The 14,846-nt window shown below is 65.2% G+C and carries 14 protein-coding genes and 1 pseudogene; 5 read left to right on the forward strand and 10 right to left on the reverse strand.

The window, feature by feature from the left end; translation table 11 throughout:
- Positions 1–5: 5 nt before the first annotated feature.
- The 3 genes from G6N38_RS03555 to G6N38_RS03565 form a co-directional block, all read right to left on the reverse strand.
- On the reverse strand, positions 6–1,505 hold the full coding sequence (locus tag G6N38_RS03555; RefSeq protein ID WP_246227666.1) for a PfaD family polyunsaturated fatty acid/polyketide biosynthesis protein: 1,500 nt from the start codon (positions 1,503–1,505) through the stop codon (positions 6–8).
- A gap of 449 nt (positions 1,506–1,954) precedes the next feature.
- Entirely contained in the window at positions 1,955–2,269 is a 315-nt protein-coding gene (locus tag G6N38_RS03560) for a hemophore-related protein (protein ID WP_246227668.1), read from the reverse strand.
- A gap of 268 nt (positions 2,270–2,537) precedes the next feature.
- Entirely contained in the window at positions 2,538–3,563 is a 1,026-nt protein-coding gene (locus G6N38_RS03565) for an ion transporter (protein WP_246227672.1), read from the reverse strand.
- Between G6N38_RS03565 and G6N38_RS03570 the strand changes: the two genes are divergently transcribed.
- The 4 genes from G6N38_RS03570 to G6N38_RS03585 all read left to right on the forward strand — a co-directional run bounded on the left by G6N38_RS03570 (position 3,535) and on the right by G6N38_RS03585 (position 7,209).
- Positions 3,535–4,857, forward strand: a complete 1,323-nt coding sequence (locus G6N38_RS03570) for a flavin monoamine oxidase family protein (protein WP_163746279.1) — start codon at positions 3,535–3,537, stop codon at positions 4,855–4,857. The two genes, G6N38_RS03565 and G6N38_RS03570, sit on opposite strands and share 29 nt — an antisense overlap.
- A 114-nt stretch (positions 4,858–4,971) precedes the next feature.
- Entirely contained in the window at positions 4,972–5,202 is a 231-nt protein-coding gene (locus tag G6N38_RS03575) for a hypothetical protein (protein ID WP_163746280.1), read from the forward strand.
- A gap of 352 nt (positions 5,203–5,554) precedes the next feature.
- On the forward strand, positions 5,555–5,704 hold the full coding sequence (locus G6N38_RS03580; protein ID WP_163746281.1) for a hypothetical protein: 150 nt from the start codon (positions 5,555–5,557) through the stop codon (positions 5,702–5,704).
- Between the two features lie 134 nt (positions 5,705–5,838).
- Positions 5,839–7,209, forward strand: a complete 1,371-nt coding sequence (locus G6N38_RS03585; RefSeq protein ID WP_246227674.1) for an MFS transporter — start codon at positions 5,839–5,841, stop codon at positions 7,207–7,209.
- Here the strand turns inward: G6N38_RS03585 and G6N38_RS03590 are convergent.
- The 3 genes and pseudogenes from G6N38_RS03590 to G6N38_RS03600 form a co-directional block, all read right to left on the reverse strand.
- Complete coding sequence (locus tag G6N38_RS03590) at positions 7,157–7,831, reverse strand: pyridoxamine 5'-phosphate oxidase family protein (RefSeq protein ID WP_163746282.1); 675 nt, start codon at positions 7,829–7,831, stop codon at positions 7,157–7,159. The genes G6N38_RS03585 and G6N38_RS03590 overlap by 53 nt on opposite strands.
- Positions 7,832–7,835: 4 nt before the next feature.
- Positions 7,836–8,799 (reverse strand): annotated as a pseudogene (locus G6N38_RS03595) (alpha-hydroxy-acid oxidizing protein).
- Positions 8,800–8,926: 127 nt separating this feature from the next.
- Positions 8,927–9,829 carry an LLM class flavin-dependent oxidoreductase gene (locus G6N38_RS03600; protein WP_163751778.1) on the reverse strand — a complete coding sequence of 301 codons (903 nt, stop codon included), beginning with the start codon at positions 9,827–9,829 and terminating at the stop codon, positions 8,927–8,929.
- A gap of 79 nt (positions 9,830–9,908) precedes the next feature.
- On the opposite strand from G6N38_RS03600, the gene G6N38_RS03605 reads away from it, so the two are divergent.
- A complete protein-coding gene (locus G6N38_RS03605) occupies positions 9,909–10,322 on the forward strand; it encodes a VOC family protein (protein ID WP_163746283.1) in 414 nt (137 codons plus the stop codon).
- Between the two features lie 4 nt (positions 10,323–10,326).
- On the opposite strand, the gene G6N38_RS03610 is transcribed toward G6N38_RS03605, so the two are convergent.
- The 4 genes from G6N38_RS03610 to G6N38_RS03625 form a co-directional block, all read right to left on the reverse strand.
- Positions 10,327–11,451, reverse strand: coding sequence for a TDT family transporter (locus G6N38_RS03610; RefSeq protein ID WP_246227676.1), 1,125 nt, complete (start codon positions 11,449–11,451; stop codon positions 10,327–10,329).
- Positions 11,452–11,602: 151 nt separating this feature from the next.
- A complete protein-coding gene (locus tag G6N38_RS03615) occupies positions 11,603–12,076 on the reverse strand; it encodes an Rrf2 family transcriptional regulator (RefSeq protein ID WP_163746285.1) in 474 nt (157 codons plus the stop codon).
- A 40-nt stretch (positions 12,077–12,116) separates the two neighbouring features.
- Positions 12,117–13,193: a hypothetical protein gene (locus tag G6N38_RS03620; RefSeq protein WP_163746286.1), complete on the reverse strand. Its 1,077-nt coding sequence runs from the start codon at positions 13,191–13,193 to the stop codon at positions 12,117–12,119.
- A 195-nt stretch (positions 13,194–13,388) separates the two neighbouring features.
- Entirely contained in the window at positions 13,389–14,675 is a 1,287-nt protein-coding gene (locus tag G6N38_RS03625) for a hypothetical protein (RefSeq protein ID WP_163746287.1), read from the reverse strand.
- Between the last annotated feature and the right edge of the window lie 171 nt (positions 14,676–14,846).

The following is a 14,846-nucleotide window of genomic DNA, read 5'->3' on the forward strand; positions in this document are numbered from 1 at the left end:
AACCCTTATCCGAGGGGACGTGGACGGAAATCAAAGGCGGAAGGCGGCATCGCGACGCCCGAAGCGCGAAGCTGCCCGGCTCGAGTCACGGTCGCCGCACCCTCAAGCAGGTTGAGCGCGATCTGGCGAACCGTGCGTGCCTCCACCGGCTCGAGGAAGCTTCCTCGCACCCATTGGTTGAAGGCTCCCATCGCTGGACCACACCAGATCTGGTAGTCAGCGCGGCGTTCAGTGTTGCCGTCACGCGCCCACTGGGAACCCGTGAACAGGTACCAGCGGAACACCAGGGCCATGCGATGCCTCGGGTCCGCGGCGGCGCGCTCCACCTGGCGTGGGTCGCTCTTGGCGAAGAACGCCTCGGTGTCCGCCCAGATGTCGGCGACACTGCGTCCAAGGACCGTCTTTTCGAGGTTCGCCAGCTCGTCGGCCGGGGCCTCTTCGAGTGCGGAGTAGCGGCGATAGAAATCAGCCAGGCGGTGCCCGCGTTGGGCGAACATTGTGCCGCGCTTGAGAACTTGCACGGTCACGCCCATCTCGAACATGTCGGCGGCGGGCGCCATCGCCACGTCAGTGGATTCAGCGAGCCCCAACAAGCTTCGGGCATCAGGTGACAGGCCACTCTCCACTGCCGACTGGTTGACCGAACCGGTCAGCACGTAGGCGGCCCCGGCGGCGAACGCGGCCGCGACAGCGGCGGGGGTACCCAGCCCGCCAGCCGCTCCGACCCGGGGCAGGACGGGATAGCCATAGGTCGCGGCGATCTCATCGCGCAGGCTGATCAGCCGCGGAAGCAACACGGTCAATGCGCGGTTATCGGTGTGACCACCCGAATCGGCTTCGGCGGTGATGTCTTCCGCGATGGGGATTTGGCTGGCAAGCGCTGATTCTTCTGCGGTGATGCGCCCCTCGGCGACGAGCGCGCTCAGCATCGCTTCCGGTGCAGGCGAAAGGAACTGGCGAGCGACCTCGTCACGAGAGACTTTCGCGAAAATGTGCCCGGCCCGGACGACGTGCCCGTGCGCGTCACGACGCAGACCTTTAGCCGCGTAGAGGACGATCGCGGGGGTGAGTCGCATGAACGCTGAGGCGGACACGTAGCGGACACCGAGGCGATGGAACAGGTCCACTGTCGCTAATTCGACGCCGTCGCTCTGGACGTTGTGGATCAGGTTGGCGCCCCAGCCGCCGGAGTCCCGTCCCAGGGCTGCCTGAATTTCCAGTACGCCGGCTTCGACGGTGGCGAGGTCCAGCCCGGCGCTGCCGTAGAACGCCATCACCCCGGCGCGCACACCCTCGACGGTCATCTGTGGCGTCGCGATGCCGCGGGCCATCTCACCGACGACGTAGGGGAATCGCACACCATGGGTCGCTGCGAAACTGCGCTCGCCGAGCCATTCGGGATAGATCGCCGGCAGCACGGCAAGCAGGCCTTGGCTCAGGATCTCGGAGGTGAGTTGACCGACGCCGTCAAGGAGTACGGCACGCGGCCCTAGCGCCGAGTTCACGACGGCAACCGGCCTGCGGATCGCTGCTAGTGCTTCACCGACGTCGGGTCGATCAACTAGCGCTACAGAGGCGCCGTAAGTCGGATGATAGTTAGCCAAGGTGGCCTGCATGAGGAGGGACTCTAGCTTTACGCGCGCGACAAATCCCGGTTTTAGAACACGTTCACACGCCCGGTGACCTACCCGGCGGTAACTCTGTGCGGATCCTACGCCGCCGTGTACCACGGCCGTTGCCGAAATGACGCGCGGGGGGTCGCTTCTTGGTCACTTACACCGACGCGGGCGCCGGCGGTGCAGCAAATCCGAGGCCGGCCGATTTCACCCAGAGCGGGCATACGCCGATAGTCAAGCCAAAGGTCGGAACAAAGACCATAACCGCGTTCACGGTGTGTGGTTGCCGGCGCGGATAGGCCCGTACGAGCCGACCCGACGTTCGACCAAGCGCCGAGTCAGTAATTCATGCAGGTGTTCGCGACCTGCGTTATCTGCGGACCGATCTGGGCATAGATCATCGCTTGCAGCTGTGGGTTCACCGCTTGCTGCTGCGCCAGCTGCTGCTGACGCTGGTCTACCGGCATGGCCAGGAACTGTTGAATATTGGCCTGCATATCCGGCCGCGCACCGAGCTGTCTGGCCAGCGCCGGAGCCTCCGCATTCAAGGCGGCCGTCACCTGCCCGTAGCTGCAGGACGTGTTAGCCAGCGCCTCCGTGACCGGGTCGGCCGAAGCGGGACCTGCCAACGACAGGGCAATCGCCGCCGACAAGCCGCTGATCGTTACGACACTCCGTAAGCACCGTGCTGAATTCATGGACAGGCGCCCTCTCGTTTGCCAGAACCGGGAGTGGCCGTAGCGGAAGAAGTCAATCACGGTGACGTCAGTCCGTGGATGAAACGCCTAGTTTCTGTAGGTAATACCCAGGTTCACCCCGCCACTCACCGCTCACCTGTGCGGTTGCCGTCGCGGATCCGAGAGCTTTCGCCACCCGAGATAAGTACCGATACGCATCGTCGCGCCATGCTGAAACGCCCCGCTACTCGGGATCGGCCGCGCGGCCTGTAGCTGACCCCCGGTCGTCACGGTGTGAGCGCTGCAATTCCCGTTCGGCATCCTCGAGCGCTTCGCGCGCCGCACGCAACCGGTGCAGCAGATCGTCGGTCTCGTGCTTGGCCCGATCGACCGCACGCGCCTCCTCCATGGAATTCAGCACGATGCCAATGAACAGGTTGAACACCAGGAAGCTCAGAATGACGGTGTAGCTGATGAAGAACAGCACCGACCAGGGCGAGACCTGCAATCCCATCTCGACGTTGTCGGGCAAGTTTTCCAACGTCAACATGATGTACATCGTCAGCATTGCCCGCCCGACGTTCCCGTAATGGTCGGGATCGTGATTGGCGAACAGCACCCAGCCGAGCATCCCGTAGATATAGATGAGCAGCGCCGTCGCCGCGGCGAGGGACGCCACCCCGGGGATGCTCCGGGCGATCGCGCCGATGACTACGCGCAGATCGGGCAGGAACCGGATGATGCGCACGATCCGCGCCAACCGAACCAGACGGAGCAGCATCGCGGTCGAACGCAGGCCCGGCAGGAAGGACGCCGCAATGACGACGAAGTCGAAGACGTTCCAGTGGCTCTTGGCGAATTCGCGGATCTTCCATCCGGCCGCGGTGAACCGGATCAGCAACTCGATGACATAGACCGCGAGGATGACGTTGTAGAGCACATCGAAGACGCCGTGGTAGCCGGCTGCGACCGAATCGAAAGTCTCCAATCCGAGCATTGTGGCGTTGATCACAATCACGATCACGATCACGGTCTCGAACACCGGATTGCTGATCAGCTGCCGGCAGCGTTCGACGACGGCAGGCACAGGCTTGGGCGTTGGCGGTTGGACCGCCGGGTCGCGCGACGCGGATGGCACGGTTAGTACATAGCAAAGGTCTGCGCCCTTCACCCGGCGAACGCCCAGCGTGACATCAACGATTTCGGCCTGATCGCCGCCGCGACGGGATAGCGTCACCGCCATGCGTTCGGTCGGGCGGCGCGGGTTCATGCTGGGCGTCGGCGCACTCGCGGCGGCACCCCTGCTGCCGGGTTGCGGCGGCGCAGAAGAACAGAGTGGCGATCACGTTGTGATCGTGGGTGCCGGCTTCTCCGGTCTGGCGGCGGCTCGGCGGCTGGCCGACGCGGGTGTGCGAGTCACGGTGCTGGAAGCCCGGGATCGGATCGGTGGACGGACCTGGACCGACACCACCCTGGGCGTGCCGATCGATATCGGCGCATCGTGGATCCACGGCACCGAGAACAATCCGCTCACCAAGCTCGCCCAAGACGTCGGGGCCAAAACTGTGCCAACCGATTTCGAGGACTTCGTCCTGATCGAGAATCACCAGAAGGTCGATCCGAAAGCCGCCGCGGCCTCGGTCGCCGATTGGCACCGGATCATCGAGAAACTCGACGAACTCAGCGACGACGCCCGGTCCGGCGAGTCGGTCGCCGACGGCCTGGTCGGCGTCGCGGACCTCGACGACCCGTTGGTCGCATGGAACGTGACCTCCCGTACCTCGGGTGACTATGCAGCCGACCCCGACCAGCTGTCGCTGCGCTGGCTGGGCAGCGAAGAACAGTTCAAAGGCCCCGACGTCATCCTCCCCGGCGGCTACAGCCAGCTTTCGCAGCACCTCGCCAAGGGTCTCGACATCCGCCAGAACACCGTGGTCACCCGGATCTCGCACAGTGGTGAGCAGGTACGCCTGGACACCTCACAGGGGACCGTCACCGCCGACCGCGTGATCGTCACCGTCCCACTTGGAGTGCTCAAGGCGGGAAGCGTCACGTTCGACCCGCCACTTCCCGAGGCCAAGCGCCACGCCATCGAGAAGCTCGGGTTCGGTCTGCTCAACAAGGTGGTCGTCGCCTTCGACAAGCCGTTCTGGCCCGAGCCCACCCCGATGATCGGGCTGGTCGGCAACAACCAACCGGTCACCGATCTGGTCAACGGGCTGGCGTTCGCCGATAAGCCGCTGCTGGTCGGGCTGCGCGGCGGCGAGGCCGCGTGGTCGCGCGAATCACTGTCCGATCAGGCCGCGGTGACCGAACTGCTCACCGCCATAGATGCCCCCACCCCCACTGGATCCATCGTGACACGTTGGGGCACAGATAAATACGCTCGCGGCTCGTACAGCTTCATCGCTGTCGGGTCGAGCCCCGACGATATGCATGCCCTCGGCGAGCCGGTCGGCGAGCGACTGTTGTTCGCGGGCGAAGCCACCAATCCCCAGTGGTTCGGCACCGTCCACGGCGCCTACCTCAGCGGTCAGCGGGAAGCCGACCGGATCCTCGGCTAGTCGTTTCTCGGCGCACGCTGCCAAGAGCCTGCCGGTGTCCCAAACCACTGGCGCTTCCCCGTCTGGCGAGCGCAACCTGGGAGTGGAACCCATGTTCTCCGAAAGGAGATACCGATGACAGCAACTGCCGGCAATATCCCGACTCGCTCGGAAGCGCAGGATCTTCTGGCGATGCTCGAGCGGATGCGGGCCAAACTGGTCATGCAGCGGGCCGAGATGGCCCGACAGTTGCGCGATATGTCCAACCTCGTCGACGGAATCGACCGGCAGCTCGACGACCTGGCGGTCAGCTCGGAATGGCTGTCCGCTGTCGCCAGGCACCCCAGCACCCGGTTGTGGGCGTAGCCCGCCTCGGTTTTCCTGACGCCACCTTCGTTGTTCGATACGGTGAGACATCGGCCGGCGAACATGGGGGCACATGCGCAATCCAATCGGGCGCTTCGTCGCCCACAACTCGGCGGTGACATCGCTCCCATTCGCCGGACTATATTGGGCGCCAACATGTTCAGCTGATGACGGTTGCGGCGCCGGGATGTATTTCAACCGGGAAACCAATCAGTGCGAGTACCACGACGACGTAAACGTGTACATCAACCCGTGCTGCTATGTCGGCCCCGCCGGGGTCGGCCCACCGGGCCCTGGTCCGGTCGGTCCCGGTCCGATCGGGCCGGGCCGGCGTTAGTCGAGGGAGAACGCAATGGCTGAGCGCGACGATGACGGTGACCAAGACCGCCTGGGCGAGCCGACGGAAAGCCAGCCGTCGCAGCGCAACACCGAGGACGTCGTCTTCCCGGAATCGTTCCGGAAATTCTGGCGCACCCTGCTGGGCGCGTGGGGGCGTCGCTGACAGCACGCGTCACCCGGTGTCGTCACATACGATGCTCTCGCCGTGCCACTCGCCTGAGGAGTGATCTTCTGAGTCAGCCACCTGCCGCCGATACAGAGACAGATTCCCTGCCCCGCAGACAGATCGTCCTGCTGGTGACGGCCCTGGTGTTCTCGCTCATGTCATTCTCGCTGAACGCCACCATGCTTGCGCCTGCTGTCCGCGATATCAACGAGACCCTGGGTCACGGCGCATTCGTGGCCATGTCGACGCCGTTCTATCTCGCCGGAGCGATCGCCAATGTGGTGCTGATCCGATGGAGCGACTACATCGGGCGCAAACGCGTGCTGATCGGCATCGTGATCGTGATGTGCATCGGGACCGTCCTGTGCCTGAGCACATCGCTGCCGATCGTAGTGGTCGGCCGGTTCTTGCAGGGTGCCTCGAACATCACTTATGGCCTGGCCTTTCTGATCCTGCGGGCTCGGCTGTCCGGCGCGACCTTCGGCATCTGCTGCGGGGTGATGGCGTCCATCAACGGCGGGGTGGCCGGGGGCGACGCGTTCCTCGCCGGAATCATGACCGACGCCTTCGGCTACCGCTCGATCTTCGCGCTGATCCTGGTCATCGGCCTGATCGCCGTCGCCTTCGTATGGATGTGGGTTCCCGGCGACCAGCTGGGTGCTCGCAGCGAAGGCCGGATGGACTGGATCGGTGCTGTTTTCATCGCGCTGACCGTCGGTGGCATCACGATGTTCCTGTCCAATGGCGGACACGCCGGGTGGACCTCGACGCCCGCGCTGATCTGGCTGACGGTCGCCGTCGTGGCGTTCCTCGCCTTGGTCGTGGCGGACAACCGGGTGGAGCATCCCCTCGTGGGGCTCAAGCACATCCGAACGCGAGAGGCCTGGCCGCTGATCGTTGTCACCATCCTGGTCATGGGGTCGTTCATGGTGGTGCTCGGCTTCATCATCCCGAGCATGGCCGAAGACCCGGATTCCGGCTTCGGCCTGAACGCGACGATGACCGCGCTGTTGTTCCTCACCCCGGCAGCGGTGGTGCAGGTCCTCACCGCACCGTTTGTTGGCCGCTTCGCCGTCCGCATCGGTTTCGTCACCGTGATGCGCGCCGGCATCGTCGCGACGATCGTGGTGATCGCGCTGATGGCGATCTTCGCCGACCACAAGTATGCGGTGGTGGCACTGATGGTGGTCTTTGGATTCACCTGCACCGCAGTGGTTCTCACGCCGCTGAGTTCACTGGGCGTACTACAGGCATCCGACGAGGAGCCCGGCGCCCTACCCGGCATCGCCAATGCCAGCTACGGCATGGGCTTCTCGCTGGGATTCGCGTGGGCCGGGCCGATCGTCGGCTCCGGCACCGATACCTCGTTCCAGCAGGCGTTTTGGACCTGCGTCGCCATCGGCGTCATCGCGCTGGTTTTCAGCTTCGTCCTGCGACCGAAACCGCTTGCTAGCGCGGCTGTCTCCCCCGGCGGTTCGACAGCTCACCAACCATCGCATTGACCGACGGTGGCACCGGGGTAGCGGGATCGCAGTCCGGTGCGCGTTGCGGCTCGCCGTAGATCGTGGCCAACGGGACCACCCCGGCCCATGCCCCGGCGGCGACATCGTCATCGTCGTCCTCGGGCCACCCGTCACCGATCTTGAGCGACCAGTTGTCGCCCGTGATCGGCATCCGCAGCGCCATGGTCGCGGCGAGCTCCTTGCGGGAGCTGGCCCGCAGTTCGGCCACCCGGCCGGGGATGAACGTGTCCGTCAGCGTCTCGAGGTAGGACACCTTGTCGGCGTCGGGGATCGGCTCGAAGGTCCCGAACAGCACCGCACTGCGGAACTGGAAGGAGGATTCGAATCCGCTGCGCGCCACCAGAACTCCATCGAGTGCCGTGACCGAGACCGCGGCGGCCGCACCACCGGCCAGCTGACGCATCCACGGTGAGCCCGTCGATCCGTGGATGACCAGTTCGTTCTCGATGCGGGCGAAGCCGGTCGGAAAGATCACCGGGTGTCCGTCGCGGATCAACGCGATGGTTGCCAGCGGGGTCGCGTCGAGCAGCTCATCGAGCCGGGCGCGCGAGGTGTGCTGTTTCTCGGGTAGACGGCTGACCGTTGTGGATGGTTGCGACATGGCCCTACTGTCGCACGGGCCGCAGCGCGGCGCGCGTGAGGTCGGAACGCGTCGGGTAGCCGTCGATGGCCATGATCAGATCCGCCTCGGCCAGCATCGAGCGCAGCACGTGCACGATTCCGTCGGTGCCGGCCAGTGCAGCGCCGTACGCGTACGGCCGGCCGATGCCGACCGCCTTGGCGCCCACCGTGGTTAGAGCAGTAGATGCCGTCGACGCCGGCGTCGATCGCGCGGCGGGCATCATCAGGATGACAGATACCCTTGAGGATCAACGGAAGCGACGTCAACGACCGCAGCCACGGTAAGTCGTTCCAGGTCAACGAATTTCCAAAGTCGCTGACCCAGGGCAGTACGGCATTGCGCGGATCGGCGTCGATATCGCCGTCGACCTTGGCGCGGAACACCGGGTCGCTGATGTAGTTGGACAGGCACATTCCGCGCAGCTGCGGGAAGTTCGAGGTCGACAGGTCGCGCGGACGCCAGCCCGGCACCCAGGTGTCCAGGGTCACCACGATTCCGGTGTATCCAGCGACTTCAGCGCGGTGGACGAAGCTCTCCGCCATCTCGCGATCGACCGGGGTGTACAGCTGGAAAAGACCTGGGGTGTCGCCGAATTGGGCCGCTACTTCTTCCAGCGGATCCATCGTCAGCGTCGAGACGCACATCGGCACTCCGGTGACTGCCGCGGCGCGCGCGGCAGCGAGGTCGCCGTGTTTGTCGATCGTGCACAAGCCGATCACCCCGATCGGCGCCATGAATACCGGCGCCGGCCAGCGCTGGCCCCACAGTTCGACGGACAGGTCCCGCTCAGTGGCGCCGACCAGCATCCGCGGTATCAAACCCCATTGCTCGAAGGCCGTGACGTTGGCGCGCTGTGTGCGCTCATCACCGGCGCCACCGGCGACATATGACCAAATTGACGGTGAAAGAGCTTGGGCAGCACGGTCTTCCAGTTCCGCGAACGACATCGGCAGACTGGGCAATATGCCGGCGAGGCCCTGAAAGTAGATCTCGAGCTGGTAGTTCCCGTACGGCTGGGTCATGACTCGTCCTTCTAGCGCGAGATCGACGTAATGGCGACTTCTACTCGACTTTCTACGCCGAAATGTCGGTTTGGGCGGAAATCTCACCAACAAGATCCGCGACGCGGCGCAGCTGACCGATATCGGTACTGGTCGGGATCAGGTGCAGCTCGCTGGTGCCGATCTCAGCGAACCCGCGCAACACCGCGACGAGTTCGGCGTCGGTGCCCGCCCAGCCGGTGGTCGGGGCCATCGCCTCGACGTACTCCCGGGGAATCCAGTTCATGTAGTGCAGCAGGTGCTGGGTGACTTGCGCGCGCGGCGCGTCACCGTCGCCGATGGCGAACCAAAACGACGTCGCGAGATGGGGTTTGGGCTTGTCTGCGGCGGCCCACGCATCACGGGCGACGTCGAACAGCTCGCTCTGCTTGTCGAGGTCGAGGTCCAACGAGATTCCAGTGATGCCGTCGGCCCACTGCGCTGCACTACGCAGGGTCTTGGGCCCGGTGGTGCCGACCAGCAGCCGCGGACCGCCGTCGCGGGCAGGCCTGGGCCCGACCGGCAACACCGATTCGGTGACCTTCTCCCCCGCCCACACCCGCTTCATGACCGCCACCCGCTCGGCCATCTCCCGCATGGTCTGGGTCTTCGGGTCGGCGCCGGCGGCGCGATAGTCTTCGTGGCGACCGCCCACGCCGATGCCAACGGTCAGCCGCCCGCCACTGAGTAGGTCGCCGGTCGCCAGCGCCTTGGCCAGCATCACCGGATTGTGCAACTGGGGAACCACCACGGTGGCCACCAACGGCACTCGCTCGGTCCATCCGGACAGCGCGCCCAGCAATGTCAGCGAATCCGGATTAGCGAAGGCGATCCGCTCACCCCAGCACAGCGAGGAGAACGGTCCCTCGTCGATCGTCTGGGCCCATTTCTTGAGGATCTTCGCGTCGACATCCGGTTCCATCACCGGCAGGGTCATCCCAATCTGCACGAACGCGATTCTGGCATGGCGGGCGCGGGCTCCCGCGCCGATCTCATCTACTGAGAGGATGGGTCACATGCCGATTGCCACCACCGCCGTCGCCCACCTGCGGCTGACGGTCACCGACATCAGCGCCTCGCGCCGGTTCTACGAGAGCGTGTTCGGCTGGCCCGTGTTTGCCGCACTGCCCGACGATGCCGACGACGCGACCCGCGAACAACTCGCGTTCCTCTTCGGCGGCGTGATCTACGACATCGGCGACGCGCTGATCGGGCTGCGGCCAACCGGGGCCGGAACCTTCGACGAGGATCGGGTTGGGCTCGACCACCTGGCCTTTCGGCTGCCCAGCCTGGGCGAGCTCGAGCGGGCCGCGGCGCACCTGGACGAGCTCGGCATCGGCCATGAGCCGATCAAAGACATCGGGGTGGCCTACATCCTGGAGTTCCGGGATCCCGACAACATCGCCTTGGAGCTGACCGCCCCCAAGTAGCAGATTAGGGCGCCGGATCCTTGCGAGCCCGGATCGGCCCTGGACTCGGCGGCGGGTTGAGCAGATTGCCGCGCAAGCTGCCCCGGGCGGTGCGCACCGCGACCAGAAGCCAGGTGCTCAGCAACCCGACGTAGGCGATCACGGCGGCCACCTTGAACGCGGGCAGCTGCGTGTGCACGGCCAGCTGCGTGGTGCCCGTGACGAAGGTGCCGACCGGGAAGGTCAGGCTCCACCAAGTCAGCGCAAACGGCATACCGCGGCGCAGCGTGCGAACCGTCAGCGAGGTGGCCAGGGCGATCCACAACACCGCAAAGCCCCACATCGGCACCCCGAAGATGACCGCGAAGGCGTTCATGCTCTGGGCCAGCTCCGGCGGGACGGCCCGGGCTGCGTTCAGGCCGAGAAGCCCTGCCGCGGTGATGGATTGGCCGATCGGGCCGAGCACGATCCACAGCGTGGGCACCCTTGCGGTGCCCGACGTTCCGTAGAGCGCGAGCCTGCTCCAGATCAGAGTGATGATGATGAGCGCGGCCACCAACGACAGCCCGAACATCGCATAGCAGCCGTAGAGCATGGTGGTACGCCCGGTGCCGGGCACCATGTGCGGGATGAGCAACGCGCCATTGGCCGCCGAGACCATCGGCGGCACCACCGGCATCAGCCAGCCGCCGAATGCGGCGTCAGGCTCGACGTTGTGCTGGGTGAACATCAGGAACGGAATACTCACGGCGGTGAACAGGCCCCCGATGGTGCCGGCGATCCACAGCACCCAGCCAAGGTCGACCGCGAGCTGTTCGCCGATGAGTTCGTGACCGATCAGCACGGCGCCGCCGCCAACGGTCATCAACGCCATCGGCGCCGCCCCGTAGAAGTGCGCCATCTGCGGGTTCCGGGCGTGGGTGCGGGCGACCGTCGGATGCCGCAACCAGTGCACGCCCACCAACGCGAGCAGCACGACCAGCAGCACTGCGGCGAACACCCAGACCACCTCGGCGAAGCCGCGCAACCCCCACAGATGGATCGGCAACGTCGCACCGGCGGTCGCCACGATTCCGGTGCCCATAACCGATGCGAACCAGTTGGGTCCGATATTGCCGAGCATCTCGACCCGGCCATGCGATGTTGCCATAAGCCAGAGACGGTACGGCATACGCCGACCGCAATTGGGGATGCCGGCGTTGGTTGCACGGTGTTGCCGAAAGCGCTTGAGCGGTAAGGGTAATGGCAATTTCACTGAACCACACCAGGCCGTACCGCTCCGGGGCCGGCTAAGGCATGTATCAGCCGCTGTGGCCGCGCCGATCTTCCTGGCCCAGGTAGTCGTGGGCAAGCCCGGCGACGTGGTCGGGCAGTTGACCGCTGGCCACATCGGCCAGGCTGGTTTCCTCGAGTACCGAACGCATACTGGCACGCAACGCCCGCCACACATCGGTCAGCGCCGCCGTCGGTCCGCTGTAGGGCAAGTCCCCCAGGCCGATGTCGCGCACGCTCGCCAACGGCCCGTCGATACAGCGCAAAACATCGGCGATGCTGATATCCGCGGCCGGGCGGCCCAACTCGTAGCCGCCGTCGCGTCCGCGGTGGCTGCGTACCAGCCGGTCGGTACGCAGGTCGGACAGGATGTCGACCAGGAACTGTGCCGGGATGCCCTGCGCTTTGGCTAGATCGTCGGTCTTGACCAGCGCACCGGTATCGACGGATGCGAGCTGGATCATGGCGCGGACGGCGTACTCGGCCTTCGCTGACATCCGCATGCCGCGAATTCTGCCACTGTCCGCTAGGCAGCCGCCCCAGCTAGTGCCGATGCGGCCGTGCCGGCTTCGGCGGCGCCGCGGCCTTGGGCAAGGCATTGCCGAGGTGCTCCAATGCGTCACGCGCCTGGTTCAGCGAGTCACGGACCTGGCTCAGCGTTGCCTCGGCGCGCTGCCGCAACGGGGATTGGGGAGCCTTCTTATGCGGGACGGCCTTGTTGCCGTCGCTGAGGTCGGTGGCGCCATTGACTGTCGCGTGTTTCGTTAGGCCCGGGTCAGTTCGGTCGGTGGAGGCTGCCGGCTTGGTGGTGACGGTGGTTCCGCGACCGTGGCCCAACGTGGCCTGTGACGATGTCGTGCGGTCGACGGGTGCAGGTCGCGTGACGGGCACGATCCGGGGCGGGGCTGGCACGGACCGCCGAAGGCGATCGGCCAGCTCGGTCAGCTGCTTGCGGACTTCGGTGCGGATCTCCTGGACGGCCATCGACGGCGGCGCGAGGGGCGCCGCCACCGCCCGCAGCGCTGCGGTGATGGTGGTGTCGACACCATGGGTCAATGTCGCCAGCGTCTCTGCGATGCGCTTGGGTGAGGCCGGGGCAATCGTTCCGGCTTCGTTGGTGACTTCGACCGCCTTAACACTGACGTAGCCGACGTAGTCGCCGACCGACGTCACGGCGTGCCGCAGGGCGCGGTCATCGATGGTTGCGGCGGGCAGGTTGGTCGCGACGACGTTCGTCAGAGCGCCGCTGAGCAGGTCCGCGACCGCCTTGGGCAGCACGGACGGCGGTGGAGGCGCAGCAGGCGCCGACGCTGCGTCCACGACGGGCCGGACCCGGGACGCTTCCTTAACCGCTCGACCGCTGAGCAAGGTGACGTTAGTGACAACGCCGGCGACCGATCTCTTGAACAGGATCGCCGGACCCGAGTCGGCGGGATTCCGCGCGAGCGCAGCGAATAGCGCCCGGTCGAGGGCGGCGTTGGACACCGCGCTGTCGCCCGAGAGCTTCACCGCGGGAACGCGAATATCCGAGGGCGGCGCCGAAACCGGATTGGCAACCACGACGGTCGCGACGACAAGCGCCATCCCCGTGGAGAAAATCGCGCCAATGCCGCGCCGCACGATGGCCCCCTCCCGGCAATTCCAGGCCTATTGCCAGCTTAAGAATACCTGAGAAAAAGCTAAGAAAGGAGGCTCAATTCCGGGATATTCAATTACACGCATTTGACGCTTACGCAAGACAAGGTGCCCCTTCCTTTCGCAAAGAAGGGGCACCTTGTTCCGTGCTTGTTTAGCGCAGTGGACTACTCCTGCGGACTAGTCGGCCGAACCCTTGGCCGCGGCCCTCTTGGAACCGGCGACACCACTCTTGGCACCCGACGTGGTCGACTGACTCTTAGCGTGAGTGCCGCCAGCTTTCCCACTGGTGGACGTCCCGCTACCACCGCCGGAATTTCCGTTGCTGACGCTGGCGCCACCCGCGGCCGACGACTCCGGCACGGCAGCCGCGCGCAGCGCCGATGCCGACGGGCTCGCCGCAGCGGCGGCGGGCGGCGGAACCGGCGGAGCCGATCCGGTCTGCGACAGCGCGGTCGCGATGCCGTGAACGGCAGCCTGAATCTCACCGCGGATACTTGGCACCACCGTGCTCGCCCCGGTTTGCACGCCAGCCCCAACGGTCAGGTTCAGGATTGTTCCCGGAATGCCCTTCGGCCCGAGGAATCCGTCGACAGCAGCGTTCCAGGCTTCCTCCGCATTGCCGTTCGTGAGGCCGGTGATCACGTTCTGGACCACGGTGCTGAATGCGCCGGCGAGCACCGTTGCTTGCCCAATAGAGCTCTGAACAACCAGGTTGACCAGCGTGGGAACCGCATCGAGTAGGGCGGTACCCCTGGCGACCGCGTTGTCCAGCATGTAGCTGCCACTGGCGAGCGCAACCGCGCCGGCATTGACGAACGGAGTTACGATCGCGGCCTGCAATGTGGCGACCGCGCCGGGGATATCCCCCGACAGCGCCTGCTGGGTGGCCGTGACGAACGCCCCCGGCAGATTCCACACCGCTTCGCTGCCAATCAACGCTATCGTCGTCGCGGCGTTCGCCGCGCTCTCGAGAGACGCCGCCCCGTTGTACCCGAGTTGACTGATGATCGGCAGGCGGTCATTGATCACCTGCGGGAGCAGACCGACGGCGTTGAACTGGTAGCCGACCTTTGCAATGCCGACGCCAGTGGCGTCGAAGAGCCCGCCGAGGTCGGTGTAGCCGGCAGTGGTGTTATCAGCACTCAACAGCCACTGATTGAGGGAGTTTAAAGTACCGATGAGTTCGGACAGCGGGCTGTCGAAGCCCGCCAGCGTGACCTGAGCGGCAGACGGCAGCTGCAGGTCGGGCAAGGCCAGATTGGCCTGCGTTACGGGTGTCATTGCAATGGCACTGGCGCCGACGATCGCGGCGGTTCCCGCAATGAGCTGAGAGCGTAAGGAAATTTGCATTTCGATCCCTTCCGGGCGTGGATCAACACTGATGAAGCTAAACGTACCTGAGAAAAACCTGAGGGAAAGCAAAATTGACGCTTTTGTGCGCAAAAATTTTTGCGCGCCTGTCAAAAGTTTTGTCCGGTTAACTACTTGTTAACTCAATTAGCATCAATGACATCGGCAAACAGGTAGCCATAGCGCCTGACAGCAATCTTTCGGGACCCCGCGATCGGCGCGTAATCAGCTGCTGCGCCGCACGTTGACGCGCGGGCTGGGTGATTTCTCTCAGGTTTCGAGCAA

Source organism: Mycolicibacterium helvum (genome assembly GCF_010731895.1).
GTDB classification, from domain to species: domain Bacteria; phylum Actinomycetota; class Actinomycetes; order Mycobacteriales; family Mycobacteriaceae; genus Mycobacterium; species Mycobacterium helvum.

Bases quoted from the DNA above. Each gene is read 5' to 3' on its own strand.
- G6N38_RS03570 (WP_163746279.1), top strand. From the start codon at position 3,535: ATGCGTTCGGTCGGGCGGCGCGGGTTCATGCTGGGCGTCGGCGCACTC.
- G6N38_RS03565 (WP_246227672.1), bottom strand. From the start codon at position 3,563: ATGAACCCGCGCCGCCCGACCGAACGCATGGCGGTGACGCTATCCCGT.
- G6N38_RS03575 (WP_163746280.1), top strand. From the start codon at position 4,972: ATGACAGCAACTGCCGGCAATATCCCGACTCGCTCGGAAGCGCAGGAT.
- G6N38_RS03580 (WP_163746281.1), top strand. From the start codon at position 5,555: ATGGCTGAGCGCGACGATGACGGTGACCAAGACCGCCTGGGCGAGCCG.
- G6N38_RS03590 (WP_163746282.1), bottom strand. From the start codon at position 7,831: ATGTCGCAACCATCCACAACGGTCAGCCGTCTACCCGAGAAACAGCAC.
- G6N38_RS03600 (WP_163751778.1), bottom strand. From the start codon at position 9,829: ATGACCCTGCCGGTGATGGAACCGGATGTCGACGCGAAGATCCTCAAG.
- G6N38_RS03605 (WP_163746283.1), top strand. From the start codon at position 9,909: ATGCCGATTGCCACCACCGCCGTCGCCCACCTGCGGCTGACGGTCACC.
- G6N38_RS03610 (WP_246227676.1), bottom strand. From the start codon at position 11,451: ATGGCAACATCGCATGGCCGGGTCGAGATGCTCGGCAATATCGGACCC.
- G6N38_RS03615 (WP_163746285.1), bottom strand. From the start codon at position 12,076: ATGCGGATGTCAGCGAAGGCCGAGTACGCCGTCCGCGCCATGATCCAG.